The organism is Micromonospora musae, assembly GCF_003626635.1.
Lineage (GTDB): Bacteria > Actinomycetota > Actinomycetes > Mycobacteriales > Micromonosporaceae > Micromonospora > Micromonospora musae.
This window is the reverse complement of the sequence record NZ_RAZT01000018.1, coordinates 97804-115938: the sequence shown is the minus strand read 5'-3', so window position 1 is coordinate 115938 and position 18135 is coordinate 97804. Positions and strand designations below refer to the sequence as shown.

Sequence of the window (18135 nt, the reverse complement as noted above, 5' to 3'; positions counted from 1 at the left end):
CGATCAAGTAGGGGTGGTCCGTCATCCGGCCAGGAACACGGTCCAGTTCTCCACGACCCGGAAGCCCATCGACTCGTAGAGCGGCCGGCCCATCGCGCTGGACTGCAGGTAGGCGGCGTCCGCACCGGCGGCGATGCCGTCCGACAGCACCGTCTCGGTGATCGCCCGGCCCAGGCCACGGCCCCGCGCGGACGGAGCGACGGCGATGTTGAACACGCCGATCAGCCCGCTGGTCACGATCCCGAGCCCGGTGCCGGCGGGTTGCCCGGCCTCCTCGGCCAGATAGCCGGTGATGGGGTCGGCGTCGAGCACGCCACCGCCCATCAGCGGGCCGAAGATCCCCTCGGGCGCTTCGAAGCCCTCGGTGAGCACCTCGGTGTAGAGGTCGCTCTCGGCCGCGCCGACGCGCCGGATCGGCTCCCGCTGTGCCGTGGTGGCTCGGAACACCAGGTCCGCCGCGGCGCAGGCGAGCAGCGGCAGCTCACTGCGGTTGACCAGCCCGTGCCGGGCGGCGAGAGCGGCGACATCGTCGTCCGCCTCCCGAACCATGATCGACCAGCGCTCGGCTTGCCTGCCCACCTCGGTCGCCATCTTGTCGAGCGCCCCGAGATCCGGTTCCCGCGTCGTGTCGTAGGCCACGTTGAGCGCCGCGACGCCGGCCTGGGTCACCGCCGCGCGGGCGGTGCCCTGCTCGGCGTACCAGCCCTTCGGGGTCACCCCGCAGAGGAATTCGATGGCGTCGAAGTACGCCGCCGTCATCCGGTCAGCGGTGCTGTTCATGGCTTGCCCCCTCGCGTTTCCCATGGCCACGGCAACGGTAGCCGGGTCGACGCGACCCGCCGGACGTGGGCCAGGGAAGTCGAGTCGCTCGGTAGAGCGCGGGGAAGCGTCGTGGCCCTGGCCAACCCGTGCAGGCCGGCCAGGGCCACGAAGGGAATGGTCAGGGCTGGAGCCACCACGGGCTGGTGTAGGCGACCCCGAAGTCGTTGCACGGGTGACCGGCCGGGCCGGGGCTGCCGTTGGGCTGGGAGGGGTCGGAGACCCGCAGCACCACCCAGTCGCCGTCCGCGACGTCGAGCGGCACCGTGAAGTCGGCGACCTGCCCGCTGACTGTGTCGATGACGTCGACGACGGTCGGCGCGGAGGTGCCCGGACGCAACACCTGGATCCGCAGCGGCATGCCGTCCCAGACCGGGCCGCGGTCCACGTCGAGCAGGAACCGTACGTCGCCGGAGGTCACGTTGAGCACGCCACCCATGCGTACCCCGTTGGCGGTAGCGTCCACCCGGAGCCCCGACACGCGGGTGGCGAAGGACCGGCGGGCGGCCATCGCCTCGAAGACCGCGGCGCGGGTGTTCTCGGTGACCCAGAGGCCGCTGCGGCCCTTGCCCTCGTGGAAGCCCCAGGTCGTGCCGTGCTCGTCGGTGACACCGGTCAGGCCCGGCCGCCAACCGGCGTTCAGGCAGGCCACCAGCGGCGAGGTCATACCCGAGGACCAGCCCTCGAAGAGGTAGTCGTCGGTGCGGTTGAACATCTCCAGCCCGACGAACTGGTTGCGGACCGAGGCGTCGAAGGAGAAGTTGTTGAACCGGCCCGGCTCCCGGCCGGGGTGGTTGAAGCTGGCCAGACCGCCGGCGCGGCCGGTGAGCCAGTCGTAGAGGTTGCCGGGGCTGCTGGCCCGCAGCAGGTCGGCGAAGTCGGAGGTGTTCCAGACGTTGATGTGGCCCTGCAGCGGATGCGACCACTCGAATCCGCGGATCGCCGTGAACTGACCCGGGTCGTTGGCGGCGTTGGCCAGGTCGCCGGTGGTCCGCCACTCCGACGAGCTGAGCCCGTCGATGGCGAAGAGGGTGGCGTGGTCGGTCAGCGCGGCGACGTCCAGACCGGCCTCGCGCATCGACGCGAAGGCGGCGTCCGCGCTGCCGTCGCCATCCGACATGACCGTGTGGTTGTGCATGTCGGCGTGCACGAGCGTGGTGCCCTGGGTGATCAGGGACGTCCGGGCGGCGCCGGCCGAAGCGGTCGCGGTCGGGGCGGTGGCCGTGGTCGTCCTGGCCGCCTGGGCCGAGCCCGGCAGCGCGGCCAGCATCAGCATTCCGCCGGTACCGGCCAGCATCGCACGCCGGCCGAAGGAGCCGACGACGTTCACCTGGCCGTACGGCACCTCGTCAGTCGGTGCGTGGTCGTGATGGTAGTGGTGGGGGTGATGTCCGCTCATAGAAAGATATAAGCATTCATCGATTTGACGGGGACACCACACCGAACCGTCGGCCAGGCGAACAGTGCGGTACGGCTCGACACGACCCCGGTCAGCGCTGCTCGCGACCGGGCGGGCAGGCGGGCGACTGGCCGGCCTGCCCGCACACCATCAACCCTCCTTCGTGCAGGTGAGCACGATCGTCTTGTCGGCGCAGACCAGCACGCCTGCCTTCGCGCTCTGCTTCGTGACCGTCCAGTTCGGCGGGAAGACCGCCCGGAGCGGGATACCTGCGCGGATCCGGGAAGGACGGTAGGAAGGGAGGATGCGCGGGATGGGGCGAGTGCTGGTGATCGGTTTGGATCCCGTCAGGATCCCTGGTTGGGATCCTGAGCCGGTGGTGGCGGCCATCGCGCGCGGCCAGGCCCGCTTCGCCGACCTCGGCATCGAGGCCGACCTGTGTCTGGTGACACCAGAGGAGGACGTCGAAGCGGTGATCGTGGCGGCGCTGACCGGAAAGGATTACGCCTGCGTGGTGATCGGGGGTGGCCTCCGCAACCATGAGCCACTGCTCGAACTCTTCGAGCGGGTGGTCAACCTGGTGGCGCGACATGGGTCAGGCGCGGCCATCGCCTTCAACCGCACCCCCGACGGCAGCGCGGAGGCCGCACTGCGCTGGCTCCGGTAGACAGCCGCGGGCGGCGGGCCGGTGCGGCCGACTTCTTCGAGCAGGGCGTCAGGGGTTCGTCGCTGATCAGGCCGGCGGGCGGGAGACGTCGTAGAGCAGGTGCGTCACCCGGTCGCCCTGCACGACGCGGGCGGGATTGTCGAACGGGACGACGTCGCCGGCACCCATCGCGCCGAAGAACGGACGACCCGATCCGAACACGACGGGTACGACGTTCATCACGACCTGGTCGACGAGCCCGAGCCGCAGCGCCTGACCTCCGATCTGCCCGGCGGCCAGGTCGACGACCCGGTCGTCGCCCGCGAACGCCCGCGCCTGCTTGATCGCCGACTCGACGCCGTCGGTGACGAAGGTGAACGGGGCGGTCTCGGCATGCTTCCAGTCCGTCGGCGCCTCGTGCGTCACGACGAAGACGTGCTCACCGGCGGCCGGCACGCCATCCCAGCCGTCCGTGAGGTCGAAAGTCCGGCGGCCCATCACCACGCAGCCGATACGCGGGTAGACGGATCGTACGAACTCGAAGGAGGTGCGCGTGCTGCGCATCGGGTACTCCTCCGGTTCGCCGCTCCAGGTCCACTCGACGTCACCGTTGGTCGCCCAGTCGAACAGCGGGCCGATCTCGTCGCTGTCGTTGGCGATGAACCCGTCGATCGAGACGGCGGCACAGCCCATGATCACCTTGCTCACTGCATCTCCTCGCGTCGTGATCTGTCGGCACTACGGCGGCAGCGGAACCCGGGACAGGTACGGGGGACAGTATCTCCGCCGGCAGCCGCCGACGTCGTCAACTCCCCGCCACCGCGCGTCGGTTGCTTCGCCGCCTGGTGGCGCACGGCAGCAGGAAACGGCCCCCACCCACGCCGGCTCCCGTGCCAGGTTGTCGCAGGTCACATGGGCCGCCGAGGCGATCCTCGATAAGATCAACGGGTGGAGTCGGTTGACACGTTACTCGCGGCGCACCGGGCGTACCTTCTCGGTTGGAACGTCGGCGAAGCCGGCGACGACGACCTGGTGACCTACCGCAGCGAGGTGCCGCACCCGCCGCTCAACGGCGTGCTACGGCTCGTCGGACGCGACCCGGCGGACGCGCTCGCCGAGGCCCGCCGCCGCCTCGACGGCGTGCCTCGGATCTGGTGGGCCGGACCGGACAGCGACACCGGCACCGCCGACGCCCTGGCGTCCCTCGGCGGCGTCCCGGTCCTCAACCTGCCGATCATGGCGACCTCGATCGACCAGGCCACCCCCGCCCCCACCCCCACCGCTCTGCGCATCGCGGAGACCAGCGACGTCGACGAGTTCGTGACGGCCTACGCCCGGGTCTCCGGCATTCCGGAGGCCGGTGTGCCGACAGCGATCGCGCGGGAGCGGTCGTTCCGCGGTGACGGCACGGTGGTGCGGCTGGCGGGCCGCCTCGACGACGGCCGGATCGTCGGAACCGCCGTCGCCTGGCTCAGCCACGGCCTGCTCACCCTCTACTACGTGGGCACCCAACCGGAGCACCGCCGGCAGGGCATCGGGACCGCGATGACCCACGCCGCGCTCGACCTGGCCCGCGAACGCGGCATCCGCACCGCCGCCCTCACCTCGACCCCGATCGGGGAACCCGTCTACCGGAACCTGGGCTTCCGCACCGTCGGCACCTTCCAGCTGCTGTCGTTCTGACCACCCCGACCGCGCTCCACCGTCGCGGTCAGCGGCCCGGCCGGTGCGATGGTGCGCGCCGGCCCGGACGTTCCGGGCGGTGCAGCCACGGCGTCACCCTGGGGGCCACCGCGATCAGGGCGACCGCGAGCGCGGTGATGACGGCCTGCCCGATCCGGCCGGGCGTGACTCCCGGCGCGGTCTCCAGCACGTAGTTCGCGTATCCGTTCGCCGCCGCGTCGCTGGCGAGCACGGCACAGCCGAGCAGCAGCCCTTCGATCCGGCGCAGCGCCAGCAGCAGCGCCGCGAGCGGGTTGAGCACGGTGAGCGAGGTGAAGTACACCATCAGCCAGGTCGGGGTGGACGGGCTCGGGCCACCCGGCCGGAGGCCGAGCAGGTCACCGAGGTGGACGATCGCGCCGTACGCGAAGACGCACCCAGCGGCGACCACGACGGCCCGGACCCACCGGGGCACGCCGGCCCACCGCCGGGACGCTGTCGGTCTCACCGCCTGCACGCTCCCCGTCCTGGGCGGGCCACCGGGCCCGCCCGCCGGTGCTCGGGAGGCTACCGGTTCAGCGCGCTGGACAGAAGAACGGTGGAACGCTCCGCCTAGTGTTCGATCATGGACTGCTTCACCTGCCGCAACAACGCGCGGATCAACGCGCTGCCGCCCCGTGAGGTGATCGCCGCCGACGACCACTGGCGGGTCGCGCATGCCTTCGACACGGCCCTGCCGGGCTGGCTGGTACTCGTTCCGCGCCGACACGTCACCTCGATCGCCGACCTGACCGACGCCGAAGCGGCCACCCTCGGCACGTGGCAGGTCCGGCTCTCCCGGGCGCTACGGGCCGTGACCGGCTGCGCGAAGACCTACATAGTGCAGTTCGCCGAGAAGGAGGGCTTCGCGCACGTCCACTTCCACGTGGTGCCACGGATGCCCGACCTGCCCGCCGACCGTCGCGGACCCCGCGTCTTCAGCTACCTGGGCGCGACGGAGCAGGATCGCGTCACCGAGCAGCAGCAGGACGAACTCGCAGCCGCGCTCCACGAACACCTCGACCGCACCGACCTCGGATAGGGCCGGATCGCCGCCGCCAGCGCAGGTGACGCCGATCTACCTGATCGGGATTCGCGACGATCCGCATCACCGCCGGAAACCGGCCGGGTCGGCGAGGTACCGGTCCAGGTCCGGATCCTCGTGCACCTCTTCGAAGCCGTCGTCGACGAACCACTGGTCGCCGAGTTCGATGCGCAGTCGGTCAACTGCCCGCCGAACCGCCGCGTTGAAGGTTCGACACTCCGACTCACGCCACGGCCCTGGGTCAGGTGGATAGTCCCAGTTCAACGAGGCGTCGTACCACTCGGCCAGCCGAGCCAGCTCATCCCGAAGGGTCGCGCTGATCGGTAACGCCGCAAGACGTGCTGGGTACCCGTAGGCCTCCTGGTCCGGGGGCTCGGACGGCCACAGGACGCCCGCGGAACCGGCGTCGAAGAAGAACCGAGCGTGCGGCACGGGTAGGAATCCTGGCACGGCTATGCGAGCGGCGTGCCGGGCTGGTCGGTGAAGCCGGCCAGCAGCCGCTCGGCGGCGAGCGCCGGGGTGAGCGTGCCGTCGACGACCTGCCGCTCCACCTCCGGGGTGCGGGCCCGCACCGTGGGGTGGCTGCGGAGCCGGTCGAGCAGCTCGGCCCGGACCATCTCCCAGACCCAGTTGACCTGCTGCCGCCGGCGACGTTCGGCGAGGTCACCGGAGGCGCCGAGGGCATCCTGGTGGCCGCGGATCTGCCCCCACACGTCGTCGAGGCCGGTCTCCTCCAGCGCGCTGCAGGTGACCACCGGGGGTTGCCATCCGCCGTTGGGCGGGTGGATCAGGCGCAGCGCTCCGGCGAGCTCCCGGGCCGCGCGGCGCGCGTCGGTCGCGTGTGGCCCGTCGGCCTTGTTGACGGCGATGACGTCGGCGAGTTCCAGCACGCCCTTCTTGATGCCCTGCAGCTGGTCGCCGGTGCGGGCGAGGGTGAGCAGCAGGAACGTGTCGACCATCTCCGCCACGGCGGTCTCGGACTGGCCGACCCCAACGGTCTCCACCAGGACCACGTCGTAGCCGGCGGCCTCGACCACCACGATCGCCTCCCGGGTGGCCTTCGCGACGCCGCCGAGGGTGCCGGCGGTCGGTGAGGGCCGGATGAACGCGGCCGGGTCGGTCGCGAGCCGGGCCATCCGGGTCTTGTCGCCGAGGATGCTGCCGCCGGTGCGGGTGGACGACGGGTCGACCGCGAGCACCGCCACCCGGTGCCCGTCGGCGGTCAGCCGGCTGCCGAGGGCGTCGATGAAGGTGGACTTACCGACTCCGGGTACCCCGGTGATGCCGATGCGGCGGGCGTTCCCCGCGTGCGGGGTGAGCGCGACCAGCAACTGCTGCGCCGCCGCCCGGTGGTCGGCGCGGGTCGACTCGACCAGCGTGATGGCCCGGCCGATCCAGGCCCGCGAGCCGGCCCGCACCCCCTCGACGTACGCCTCGACCGGCACCGCGCGCATGGCGCCGCTCACGCGTCCGGGTGGCCGAGCCGTCGGGACAGCTGGGCGAGCAGGTCCAGCGCGGCGTCGGCGATGACGGTGCCGGGCGGGAAGATCGCCGCGGCGCCCGCCTCGCGCAACGCGTCGAAGTCCTGCGGTGGGACCACTCCCCCAACGATGATCATGATGTCGTCGCGGTCCAGGGCGGCCAGTTCGTCCCGCAGCGCCGGCACCAGCGTGAGGTGGCCGGCCGCCAGGCTCGACACGCCCACGATGTGCACATCGGCCTCGACCGCCTGCCGGGCCACCTCGGCCGGGGTCTGGAACAGCGGGCCCACGTCGACGTCGAAGCCGAGGTCGGCGAAGGCGGTGGCGATCACCTTCTGGCCGCGGTCGTGCCCGTCCTGACCCATCTTGGCGACCAGGATGCGCGGTTGACGCCCCTCCGCGTCGGCGAAGGCGGCGGTGGCGGCGCGGACTCGCTCGATGGCGGAGACCGCGCCCGCCTCGTCCCGATACACCCCGGAGATGGTACGGATCTGCGCCGAGTGCCGGCCGTACACCTTCTCCAGCGCGTCGGAGATCTCCCCGACGGTGGCCTTGGCGCGGGCGGCGTCGACGGCCAGCGCGAGCAGGTTCCCGTCCAGCCCGGGGCCACGGGTGCCGTCGAGAGCGGCACCGGCCGCCCGCGTCAACGCCTCCAGCGACGCCGTGCAGGCGGCCTCGTCCCGTTCCGCGCGCAGCCGACGCAGCTTCTCCACCTGCTGCGCCCGCACCGCCCCGTTGTCGACCTTCAGCACGTCGATCGGCTCGTCGGCGTCGGGCCGGTACTTGTTCACGCCGATCACCGGCTGCCGGCCGGAGTCGATGCGGGCCTGGGTGCGGGCGGCGGCCTCCTCGACGCGTAGCTTCGGGATGCCCTCGTCGATGGCCCGGGCCATCCCGCCGGCGGCCTCCACCTCGGTGATGTGCTGCCACGCGCGGGCGGCCAGGTCGTGGGTGAGCCGCTCGACGTAGGCGCTGCCGCCCCACGGGTCGATCACCCCGGTGGTGCCGGACTCCTGCTGCAACAGCAGCTGGGTGTTGCGGGCGATCCGGGCGGAGAAGTCGGTCGGCAGCGCCAAGGCCTCGTCGAGGGCGTTGGTGTGCAGCGACTGCGTGTGACCCTGGGTGGCCGCCATCGCCTCGACGCAGGTACGCACCACGTTGTTGAAGACGTCCTGCGCGGTCAGCGACCAGCCGGAGGTCTGGCAGTGCGCCCGCAGGCTCAGCGACTTCGGGTTCTTCGGTTCGAAGTCGCGGACCAGCCGCGCCCAGAGCAGCCGCGCCGCCCGCAGCTTCGCCACCTCCATGAAGAAGTTCATGCCGATCGCCCAGAAGAACGACAACCGGGGCGCGAACGCGTCGATGTCCAGCCCGGCGTCCCGGCCGGCCCGTAGGTACTCGACCCCGTCGGCGAGGGTGTACGCCAGCTCCAGGTCGGCGGTCGCCCCGGCCTCCTGGATGTGGTAGCCGGAGATGGAGATGGAGTTGAACCGGGGCATCCGCGCCGAGGTGTACGCGAAGATGTCGGAGATGATCCGCATCGACGGCTGCGGTGGGTAGATGTAGGTGTTGCGGACCATGAACTCCTTGAGGATGTCGTTCTGGATGGTGCCGGAGAGCTGCTCCGGCGCCACCCCCTGCTCCTCGGCCGCGACGATGTAGAGGGCGAGCACCGGCAGCACCGCCCCGTTCATCGTCATCGACACGCTCATCCTGTCCAGCGGAATGCCGTCGAAGAGCTGCCGCATGTCGTAGATCGAGTCGATCGCCACGCCGGCCATGCCCACGTCACCGGCGACCCGCGGGTGGTCGGAGTCGTAGCCGCGGTGGGTGGGCAGGTCGAAGGCGACGGAGAGTCCCTTCTGGCCGGCCGCCAGGTTGCGCCGGTAGAAGGCGTTCGACTCCTGGGCGGTGGAGAAGCCCGCGTACTGGCGGACCGTCCACGGCTGCGTGGTGTACATGGTCGGATAAGGGCCACGCAGGTACGGGGCGACGCCCGGGTAGGTGCCGAGGAAGTCCAGCCCCGCCCGGTCGGCGCCGGTGTACAGCGGGGCGACGGCGATGCCCTCCGGCGTCGACCAGGTCAGCGCGTCCGGCTCGCCGCCGGTCTCCGCGCGGACCGCGTCGCGCCACCGTTCCAGGTCACCGCCGGCGGGCGGCGCGCCCAACTCGAGGTTGGAGAAGTCCGGAATCCGGCCGTCCATCACGCCACCTCCAGGTCACGCAGCGTCGTCTCCAGCACCGCCACGGCGTCGCAGCCCGCGTACAGGTAGTCGTCCACGCCGGCAAAACTCGCCGGCCGACCGGCCAGCCACACCCGCACCGCACCGGCCTCGGCGAGCGCCCGGGCCACCGCCTCCGCCGACTCCGCGTAACCGCGGTCCGAGGAGCAGAGGCACGCCACCCGGGCCCCGCTGGCGGCGAACTCCGCCGCGAGGCGCGCCGGATCGTCGTCGCCGACCGGCGGCCGGACAGTGGCCACGCCACCGGCCGCGAAGAGGTTCGCGGCGAAACCGGCGCGCGCGTTGTGCACCGCCGCCGGGCCCAGGGTCGCGAGGAACACCGCCGGCCGGTCACCGCTGGTCGCGGTGTGCGCGTCGGCGCGGTCCCGCAGCGCCTCGTAGGCCTCCGCGTACCGGTGTCGGGGCAGCCCGCCCTCCGGCGCGGCGGGCGCGGGCGGACGGACCGGTAGCCGCTCCTCCAGGTTCGGGAACTCGCTCACCCCGGTCAGTGGGTCCCGGCGGTGCGCCAGGTTGTCGGCGCGCTCCCGCCACGTCGCGGCGAGCCGGTCCGCGATCAGACCGCTCTCCAGCGCGGCGCCCATCCCGCCGTGGCGTTCGATCTCGGTGAACCACGCCCAGGCCGCCTGCGCCAGCTCCTCGGTGTAGCGCTCGACGTACCACGAACCGCCGGCCGGGTCGACCACCCGGCCCACGTTCGCCTCCTCGACCAGCAGCGACTGGGTGTTGCGGGCGATCCGCCGGGCGAAGCCGTCGGGTAGGCCGAGGCTGTGGTCGAACGGCTGCACGGTCACCGCGTCCGCGCCGCCGACGCCGGCCGCGAAGCAGGCCAGGGTGGTCCGCAGCATGTTCACCCAGGGGTCGCGGGCGGTCATCATCGCCGCCGACGTCACGGCGTGCTGGCGTTGCGCGCCCGACTCCGGCGCCCCGCACTCCTGCGCGACCCGGGCCCAGAGCCGCCGGGCGGCGCGCAGCTTGGCGATGGTCGCGAACTGGTCGGCGGTGGCGGCGTACCGGAACTCCAGCTGCGCCAGCGCGGACGGCACGTCCAGCCCGGCGGCGGTGAGGTCACGCAGGTACGCCACGCCGGTGGCCAGCGCGCAGCCGAGCTCCTGCGCGTCGGAGCCGCCCGCGTCGTGGTACCCGGTCGCGTCGACAGTCATCGCCCGCAGGCCCGGGAAGCCGGCCGCGCATCGGCGCGCCCACTCGTCGACGGGTCCGTCCCAGCGCCGCCCGGTGCGGGCCTGCCAGCCGAGCGGGTCCACGCCCAGGTTGCCGCGCACCTCGGCCGCCGGCACACCGCGCTCCGCCAGCAGCGCGAACCACGCCGGCACGGCCTCGACCGCGGCGTCTCCGGCGTCCAGCACCACCGCGGCCAGGTCCAGGTAGACGCCCTCCAGGGCCGTCGAGAGGCCGGCCGGCGGCAGACCGCCCTCGCCGAGCACCAGCCACAGCGAGGTCGCGCCGTTCTCCAGGTCGGCGCGGACCGCTTCGCCGGTGGCCTTCGGATCCGGATCGGCGTACCGCTGCCGGACGTCCCAACCTGCCGGGACCGCGCCGGTCGCCCGACCACCCCGGGTGTACGGGAAGAGGCCTGGCGGACCGGGGAACGGGGTGGGATCGTCGGCCGTGTACAGCGGCGCGAGCGTCACGCCGTCGTAGCCGCGTCGGGCCAGCAGCTCCTCGACCGCCTCGACCGGGGTGTCCTCGTCGGCGAGGCCGGCCTTGCGCAGCACCCCGAGAGTCAGCCGCTGCCACTGCTCGTGGGTGGCGGCCGGGAACTCGGCGGCGAGGCGGAGCGTCTCTGACGGCGTCGTCATGCCCGGGATGCTAAGTCCCGTCCGGCTCACCGTCGCCCGGATGTGACGACATCAACTGCACCGGCGCTCACGAGGAGTACCCGCCGGGTCACCCAGCGGCACGCCAGCCGGTGCCCGTGATGGTCGGCGGTGCTGGCTGGGTCGGGCGCGCGGAGGCGGAGTCGGTCGGCGTGCGTCGGGGTGCCATGCCTCCGGGGCGCGCTGGTCGTCGTCCCCACCGATGGGCCGGGTCTCCAGGTCGCGCTTTGGAGCTGAGTCGGTTTCGTCATCGCCTGATGCGGCAACGACATCAGTTCCAGAGGACGCCCGAGGCGCAGTCCCTTCTGCCCGTGCCCGCCGGGACGAGTGCCCGCCGCGCGCGGCGATTCCCCCGCGTCGATCCCATCCGGCCGTAGTCTGACCGTCATGACGACGACACAGACGCACACGCTCGCCCTCCCCGGCGTCGATCTGGTCTACGACGTGCGCGGGCCGCTGCCGCCGGCCGGCGGGCAACCGCCGCTGCTCCTGATCGGGCAGCCGATGACGGCGGAGGGGTTCAACGCCCTCGCCCCCCACCTCACCGACCGCACGGTCGTCACCTACGACCCGCGCGGCCTGGGCCGCAGCACCCGCAGCGACGGCCGGACGGACCATACGCCGCAGCAGCAGGCGGCCGACCTGCACCAGCTGATCGAGGCCCTCGGCGCCGGCCCGGTCGACCTCTTCGGCAGCAGCGGCGGCGCGGTGACCGCGCTCGAACTGGTCGCGACCCACCCCGGCGACGTCGTCACGCTGGTGGCGCACGAGCCGCCGATCAACGGCGTACTGCCCGACGCCGCGAACGGCGAGCGCGCCCGCGCCGGCTTCCACGAGGCCTACCAGGCGAAAGGCTTCGGCGCGGGCATGGCCGCGTTCATCGCGATGACGTCCTGGCAGGGCGAGTTCACCGACGCCTACTTCGCCCAGCCCACCCCCGACCCGGCGATGTTCGGCATGCCGACCGAGGACGACGGCAGGCGCGACGATCCCCTGCTGTCGAAGAGCTCGTGGGCGATCAGCGACTACCGCCCAGACGTGGAGCTGCTCACCGCGGCGTCCACCCGGATCGTGATCGCCGTCGGGGAGGAGTCGGGGCAGACGTACGCGGCACGCACCGGCGTCGCCACCGCGGCGCTGCTGGGGCAGCAGGCCACACTCTTCCCGAGCCACCACGGCGGATTCCTCGGCGCCGAGTCCGGTTACGCGGGCAAACCCGAGGAGTTCGCCGCCAAGCTGCGAGAGGTCCTCGCCACCGGCTGACCGTCGGGCCCACCGGTACCCGACGTTGGCGGATGATGTCGCGGTGTCAAACACTGGGACGACGAAAGCAGCAATAGTCCAACGGTTACGACTCTTCGGTTGGATCGCCGTTCCGCTGGCTTGGCTCGTGGTCGCACGGATCGAGCTGGCGGACGTGCAGAACGCTTCCCTCCTGCTCTTCGTGATCCCCCCGTTCGAGGCCGCAGTGTGGCTGATCGCCGTTGCGCTGACAGTGCTTCTGACGTACCGCTTGTCGAAGAGTCGCTCGGCGGCGCTCGTCGTCGCGACGATCCTTCTCGTGGCATTCGGCTGGTTCACCAACTGGGGACCGTTCCAACCCGCGTCGTACTGGATCACCCATCGCTGGGCGTTCGACGCGGTGGCCGACGGTGTTCGCGACGGCAGGATCGGGGCGTCCCGCGAGTATTACGGGGAGCTTCTTCCTCGTCACCTCCGCGACCTGTCGACCAACGGACGGGCGGCGGTCGTTGGCAGTCAGGACGACAAGCCTGTCGTGTTCCTGCCCCAGTGGCTCGGCATCCCGGACGACGCCGGCGGATACGTCTACCTCGACGCCACACCACGGTCGGACCTCTCTGTCGACCTCTTCGGTGTACCCGTTCGGGTTTCCGGCGGTCAGGAGCTCGGCGACGGCTGGTGGTACGTCCTTCCCGGCGACTGACGACCCTGTATACCCCTCCGACCGCGACGGCGGCCGGGCGTGAGGCACGTCCGGCCGCCGCCGGTCACCGCCGATGTCCGCGTAGGGCCCTTGGGCGAGCGATTTCGCACGGCCCAGGCGCCCGGTGAATCGGGGTCTACCGGCGAGTCAGCGAGTCGAGGTCGGCGCGGTACCAGAACGTCCCCATGATGACGTGCAGCTCCGGGCCACGGCAGAACTTGCGGGCCACCCGTACCTCGATGCCCTCGGGGAGGACGAGCCGCGCCTCTCCACCGCCGGAGACCTTGCCATCCTCGATGCGCAGGACGGTCAACAGGTCGTAGTCGGGTCCGAACCCGCCGACGAGCACGCCGGTCGCGCCGTCGGTCAGCAGGGCGTCGGCACCGCGATAGGGGGCCGCGCCGTGGTCGGTCGGGTCGCCGTCGGTCACGGAGACCAGGTGGAACCTGTTGTACGCGTACGTCCACGCGGTCTCACCCGCCACGTTCAGGGCGTAGCAGTTGAAGATCGGAGGTAGCCCCGCGCCGTGCGGATAGAGCCACTCCGGTTCGAGGTCAGGGGTGAAGCGGGCCAGACCGTGCGTCTGCGGGCCGGTACCGGCCAACGCCTCGTCGAAGTAGCTCACCCAGATCGCCCCGGTCGGGGTGGTCAGCACGTCCTCGATCGCGTCGCCGAGGTCTCCTTCGTGTTCCCGCCGTCCGTCGAAGGTCCACACCTCGGCGTTGGCGCCGCCACGATTTCGCGAGCGGACGAGCAGGATCCGGTCGTCGGGTAGGAGCTGCACGAACCGCGGTTCCAGGCATCCATCGAGCTGCACCGACCGGACCGGATCCGGGCTGCCGTCGTGCACGGTGACCAGGCGCAGCCCAGGCTGCTCCCTGCTCGCCCAGACGGCGAGGCACTGGTTGTCCGGCCCCACCCCGACCGCCTCGGGCGTCCCGTGCCACCGCCCGTCGCCCCAACCGGCCGACAGGTAGCCGGCGTGGCGCAGCGGCGCGACGGGCAGCTTCAGGACCTCCAGCCGTCGCCGCAGGCTCTCCTGCTCGCGTTCCTCTCGGCTCAGGTGCACAGACAATCTCCTCCAGATAGTTCGGATGTGGCGACTGGACCAGCGCGTGGACCAGCCAGCGGACGCTCTGCCGAGCAGCGCCCGAGTCGTGAACGGATCGGCACGCAGCAGAGCCGCATGGGTGCCGGGGGAACGCAGTGCCCCCAGGTGGTCTCGCCGCACGCGGTCGTCGGGGCCGCCGAGGGCGACGACCGCGAGTTCAGCTAAGGCCGGCCGGGCGTCCGGGTGCGAGCAGAGATCGGTTTGGGGCTTCCGCACCGTCAGCCGGATCTTCGCGGCTGGGTCCGCTGCACGGAGGAGGAGATGTAGTACGACGTCGCCGTCGCGCTCCGCCCTGACTTCGGAGAAGACGCGGGACCGGACCGCGCCGTACGTCGCGGCTTCGCCCGCATCGCGGGCTTCGGTCAACCAGGCCGGCTCGGCCGACGCCTTGGTCGGCGGCGGGCCGCTCATCGAGTGGAGGCGGAGTCGCCTTTCAGCTCAGACACGAGCAGATCATGGATCACGGTCACGGTCCGCGCAAGCCGCTACCTCCGCCGATGCCGCTCACCGTCGTTCCTGGACGCCGGGGTGCCGAGCTGAGCTGCACGGCCGCCACCGCGATCGGCCCGCTGGTGGTCATGATCCGGGTAGGGTGCGCGCGGGAGGTGGCCTGGCGATGAAGCTGGATGTCACGCGGTTGCCCGGGCAGGCCTGGGGCTTGGCGTCCCCTGCTTCGACAGGGCCGATCTATCTGACGAGCTATGCCGGCCGCAGCCCGACCGCCCGCGATCTGGACACGACGGTGCTCAGTGCGGTCGACCTGACCGGGGCCACGATCTGGCAGCGCACCTTCACCGGCCATCCCTTCCCGCCCCGGGTCGACGGGGACGGCACGGTGTGGGTGGTCCACCAGGATGGCGGCGACCCACCCGAGTTCACCCTCACCTGCGTCGGCGCGGACGGCGTGACGCTGCGTTCCGTGACCCCGCAGCAGAGGCCTTCGGAGCACCTGGGGGCTGTCGTCCGGGCGCCCGACGGGTGCTACGTCCTGTGGCTACCGACCGGGCGACGATATGTGCTTCCCGACGGCGCAACGGCGCGCCTCGCCCGGCACGACGACACCGGAGGCACCGTCTGGTCCACTCCCCTGCCCCTCGAGAGGGTCTCGTTCGGCGGCGTCGTCGAGGCCTCCGCGACGACGGGATGGCAGTTCCGACCCAAGCGGACGTGGAAGCCCTCCACCCTGGAGGTGTCCCACTGGGAGCCGCTGCTCGTCGCCGGCGACCGCGTTCTGGCAGGGATCACGGACGGGAGCAGCGGGATCGGCGTGTGCTTCATCGTCGACACCGAGTCCGGGGACATCGTCGCGACCACCGAGCCCGGGCCCTACCACCACAAGGCTATCGCCGGGCCGGGCCGTTTCCTCGTCGGCGCTCAGGGCTACGGCGCGTTGACCAGCACTCTCTACGACCATGACGGTCGAGCAGCGCAGACGTGGCCCAGTCACGGTCAGATGCTCGTCGACGCTCGGGGCACGATTCGCGGCCCCGAGTCGGAGAACACGATGCCGTCCCGGTCACGGTTCCGGGTGTTGAACCGTGACGGCTCGATGCGCGACGGGCCGCCGCTCACCGGCTACCACACCACCTATCCCGCTCTCGACGACGACGGCACCACCGTGTTCTGGCGGGACGGGCGACTCCTCGCGGTCGATGAGGAGCTGCGCCAGCGTGAACTTCTCCGCCGTGACGACGACCGTGCTGTCCTAAGCCGCGTCCTCCTGCTCGACGAGGGGGTCGTCGCGTTCAGCGTCGCCGACGAGTTGCTCATCGTCCGCGGCACCGGGCTGGCTCCGCTCGCCGCCGGCCCGTGGCCGTGCGCCGACGGTGGCATCCATGGAAATCCCGTCGTCTCGGTGCGGTGATCGAGCTTTACTGCGCCTTCCATCGCCGCGAGGGCGGCGCCTCGTGTCACGGCAGCTCTGGCCGGCTTCGCGACGACTGGGGAGTACCTGCCTCTTTGTCGCCTTCGCGGATCCCGCCCCTGCCGACGCGGACGGCGTGGCGGTGTCACCGCACCGGGCTCGGGTAGTCCGCCCCATGGGGCGCGCACGGATCGCGGATCACGGCTTCCTGGCCGATGGTCGCAGCGCGGTGCTGGTGGACAGCACCGGGTCGGTGAACTGGTGGTGCCCCGCGCGGTTCGACTCCCCGTCGGTGTTCGCCCGGCTGCTCGACGACAACGCCGGGCACTGGGCGATCCGCCCCGAGGGCCGCTTCAACACCGAACGCGCCTATCTCACCGACACGCTCGTGCTGCGTACCGTCTTCAGCACGGAGACCGGCAGCGTGGCGGTGACCGACGCGCTGGCCCTGGAGCCGGGAGCGCGCAGCCACTCGGTCGGTCTGCACTCGCCGAGGGTGCTGGCCCGGGTGGTGCGGGGCGTCTCCGGCGAGGTGCGGATGCGGATGCACTACCGGCCGCGGTTCGAGTACGGCCGGATGATCCCCCAGCTGGTGCAGGAGGACGACGCACTGACCGCCAGCGCCGCGTCGGCCCGGCTGGACCTGCGTACGAGCATCCCCCTGACCTGCGAGGTCGGGGAGGCGTTCGGGTCGTTCACGGTACGGGCCGGCGAGACGTACCGGTTCACCCTGGGGTACGCGCCGGCGTACGGCTCCGGCCCGCCCGCGGTCCTCGACGCCGAACAGGTGATCGACAACGCCGCCGAGGGCTGGCGTTCCTGGATGGGCGACCACGACTACCGCGGCCTCTACCGGGATCAGGTGCGGCGCAGCTCGCTGGTGGTGCAGGGCATGACGTACCGGCCCAGCGGCGCGGTGGTGGCCGCCCCGACGATGGCCCTGCCCGAGGAGTTGGGCGGCGAGCGCAACTACGACTACCGCTACGCCTGGGTACGTGACTTCAGCTTCACGCTTGAGGCGCTGTGGCGGGTGAGCTGCACCGACGAGCTCAACCTGCACATCGGGTGGTTGACCCGGTCAATGGGCATGAACGAGGGCATCGTGCCGATCATGTACGGGGTGGAGGGGGAACGGGACCTCACCGAACACCACCTGGACCACCTGACCGGGTACGCCGAGAGTCGCCCCGTGCTGGTGGGTAACGACGCCTGGCGGCAGCGGCAGAACGACGTGCACGGCGAGCCGCTGAGCGCCTCCTGGCTGATGCGGGACCACCTCGATCCGATGCCGCCGGGAATCCGGGAGCTGCTCCGCGCGATGACCGAGCGGGCCGCCCGGGACTGGCAGCTGCCGGACGCCGGGATGTGGGAGGCGCGCGACGCCGAACGCCACTACGTGTCGTCGAAGGTGCAGTGCTGGACGGCGCTGGACCGGGCCGTGCGTTTCGGCTCCCACCTGGGCTCGGAGGCGGAGGTCGCCAGGTGGGCGGCGGTACGCGACGAGATCCGACGGACCGTGCTGACCCAGGGCTGGAACGACCGGCTGCAGGCCTTCACCGGCGCGTTCGACAGCCCCGACCTGGACGCGTCGGTCCTGCTGATGCCCCTGGTCGGATTCCTGCCCGCCAACGACCCGCGGATGCGCTCCACCATCCGGGTGATCGAGGAGCGGCTCTCCGACAACGGACTGCTGCGCCGCTGGGAGAGCGACCCGGCCGGCTTCGTGATCTGCTCCTTCTGGCTGGTCAGCTGCCTGGCCCTGGCCGGCGAGCGCGGCCGGGCCGGTCAGATGTTCGAGCGGATCGCCGGCTGCGTCAACGACCTGGGCCTGCTCGCCGAGCAGATCGACCCGCGCACCGGGGAGGCGTTGGGGAACTTCCCGCAGGCGTTCTCGCACATCGGGCTCATCAACGCCGCAGGGGACCTCACCGACCTGGATTCCGGACACCGGGAACTTCCGCTGGCGCCGGGGCGGCTCATCCCCGCCGAGGAGCGGAGCGCTCGGTCGGCGGAAAAACGCTGACGCCGAGCGCCGCCGGCCGCGCCAGC

Annotated in this window: 17 protein-coding genes; 8 read left to right on the top strand and 9 right to left on the bottom strand. The window is 71.8% G+C overall.

Going from position 1 to position 18135, the window contains the following annotated elements:
* Positions 1-21: 21 nt before the first annotated feature.
* Entirely contained in the window at positions 22-780 is a 759-nt protein-coding gene (locus tag D7044_RS28365; RefSeq protein ID WP_158610040.1) for a GNAT family N-acetyltransferase, read from the bottom strand.
* A 160-nt stretch (positions 781-940) separates the two neighbouring features.
* Positions 941-2218, bottom strand: a complete 1278-nt coding sequence (locus D7044_RS28360) for a CehA/McbA family metallohydrolase (RefSeq protein ID WP_199716803.1) — start codon at positions 2216-2218, stop codon at positions 941-943.
* A 169-nt stretch (positions 2219-2387) separates the two neighbouring features.
* Between D7044_RS28360 and D7044_RS33335 the strand changes: the two genes are divergently transcribed.
* A complete protein-coding gene (locus D7044_RS33335) occupies positions 2388-2513 on the top strand; it encodes a hypothetical protein (RefSeq protein ID WP_267901617.1) in 126 nt (41 codons plus the stop codon).
* 18 nt (positions 2514-2531) lie between these two features.
* Complete coding sequence (locus D7044_RS28355) at positions 2532-2885, top strand: hypothetical protein (RefSeq protein WP_199716802.1); 354 nt, start codon at positions 2532-2534, stop codon at positions 2883-2885.
* Positions 2886-2951: 66 nt separating this feature from the next.
* Here the strand turns inward: D7044_RS28355 and D7044_RS28350 are convergent, their stop codons facing one another.
* Positions 2952-3572, bottom strand: a complete 621-nt coding sequence (locus D7044_RS28350) for a dihydrofolate reductase family protein (protein ID WP_120690720.1) — start codon at positions 3570-3572, stop codon at positions 2952-2954.
* A 240-nt stretch (positions 3573-3812) separates the two neighbouring features.
* On the opposite strand from D7044_RS28350, the gene D7044_RS28345 reads away from it, so the two are divergent.
* A complete protein-coding gene (locus tag D7044_RS28345; protein ID WP_120690719.1) occupies positions 3813-4547 on the top strand; it encodes a GNAT family N-acetyltransferase in 735 nt (244 codons plus the stop codon).
* Positions 4548-4575: 28 nt separating this feature from the next.
* On the opposite strand, the gene D7044_RS28340 is transcribed toward D7044_RS28345, so the two are convergent.
* Positions 4576-5034 (bottom strand): hypothetical protein, encoded by a 459-nt coding sequence (locus D7044_RS28340; RefSeq protein ID WP_199716801.1) that lies wholly within the window; start codon positions 5032-5034, stop codon positions 4576-4578.
* Positions 5035-5151: 117 nt separating this feature from the next.
* Between D7044_RS28340 and D7044_RS28335 the strand changes: the two genes are divergently transcribed.
* Positions 5152-5607 (top strand): HIT family protein, encoded by a 456-nt coding sequence (locus D7044_RS28335; RefSeq protein ID WP_120690718.1) that lies wholly within the window; start codon positions 5152-5154, stop codon positions 5605-5607.
* Positions 5608-5673: 66 nt separating this feature from the next.
* On the opposite strand, the gene D7044_RS28330 is transcribed toward D7044_RS28335, so the two are convergent.
* The 4 genes from D7044_RS28330 to D7044_RS28315 are packed head-to-tail and all read right to left on the bottom strand — an operon-like array spanning position 5674 to position 11148.
* The gene (locus D7044_RS28330; RefSeq protein WP_120690717.1) at positions 5674-6042 is read right to left on the bottom strand and encodes a hypothetical protein; all 369 of its coding nucleotides are present in this window, start codon (positions 6040-6042) and stop codon (positions 5674-5676) included.
* 20 nt (positions 6043-6062) lie between these two features.
* Positions 6063-7064: a methylmalonyl Co-A mutase-associated GTPase MeaB gene (gene meaB, locus D7044_RS28325; protein ID WP_120690745.1), complete on the bottom strand. Its 1002-nt coding sequence runs from the start codon at positions 7062-7064 to the stop codon at positions 6063-6065.
* Between the two features lie 8 nt (positions 7065-7072).
* Positions 7073-9292, bottom strand: coding sequence for a methylmalonyl-CoA mutase (scpA, locus tag D7044_RS28320; protein ID WP_120690716.1), 2220 nt, complete (start codon positions 9290-9292; stop codon positions 7073-7075).
* Positions 9292-11148, bottom strand: a complete 1857-nt coding sequence (locus tag D7044_RS28315) for a methylmalonyl-CoA mutase family protein (protein ID WP_120690715.1) — start codon at positions 11146-11148, stop codon at positions 9292-9294. The genes scpA and D7044_RS28315 overlap by 1 nt, the downstream gene beginning before the upstream one ends.
* Before the next feature lie 405 nt (positions 11149-11553).
* Between D7044_RS28315 and D7044_RS28310 the strand changes: the two genes are divergently transcribed.
* Together D7044_RS28310 and D7044_RS28305 are read left to right on the top strand one after the other, a co-directional pair.
* Entirely contained in the window at positions 11554-12429 is an 876-nt protein-coding gene (locus D7044_RS28310; protein ID WP_120690714.1) for an alpha/beta fold hydrolase, read from the top strand.
* A 25-nt stretch (positions 12430-12454) separates the two neighbouring features.
* Positions 12455-13111: a hypothetical protein gene (locus tag D7044_RS28305; RefSeq protein ID WP_147434734.1), complete on the top strand. Its 657-nt coding sequence runs from the start codon at positions 12455-12457 to the stop codon at positions 13109-13111.
* Positions 13112-13247: 136 nt separating this feature from the next.
* Here the strand turns inward: D7044_RS28305 and D7044_RS28300 are convergent, their stop codons facing one another.
* Positions 13248-14180 (bottom strand): hypothetical protein, encoded by a 933-nt coding sequence (locus D7044_RS28300; protein WP_120690713.1) that lies wholly within the window; start codon positions 14178-14180, stop codon positions 13248-13250.
* Between the two features lie 658 nt (positions 14181-14838).
* Here D7044_RS28300 and D7044_RS28295 point away from each other — a divergent pair.
* Positions 14839-16086 (top strand): hypothetical protein, encoded by a 1248-nt coding sequence (locus D7044_RS28295; RefSeq protein ID WP_233565153.1) that lies wholly within the window; start codon positions 14839-14841, stop codon positions 16084-16086.
* Between the two features lie 175 nt (positions 16087-16261).
* Entirely contained in the window at positions 16262-18109 is a 1848-nt protein-coding gene (locus D7044_RS28290) for a glycoside hydrolase family 15 protein (RefSeq protein WP_120690712.1), read from the top strand.
* The last annotated feature ends 26 nt before the right edge of the window (positions 18110-18135 follow it).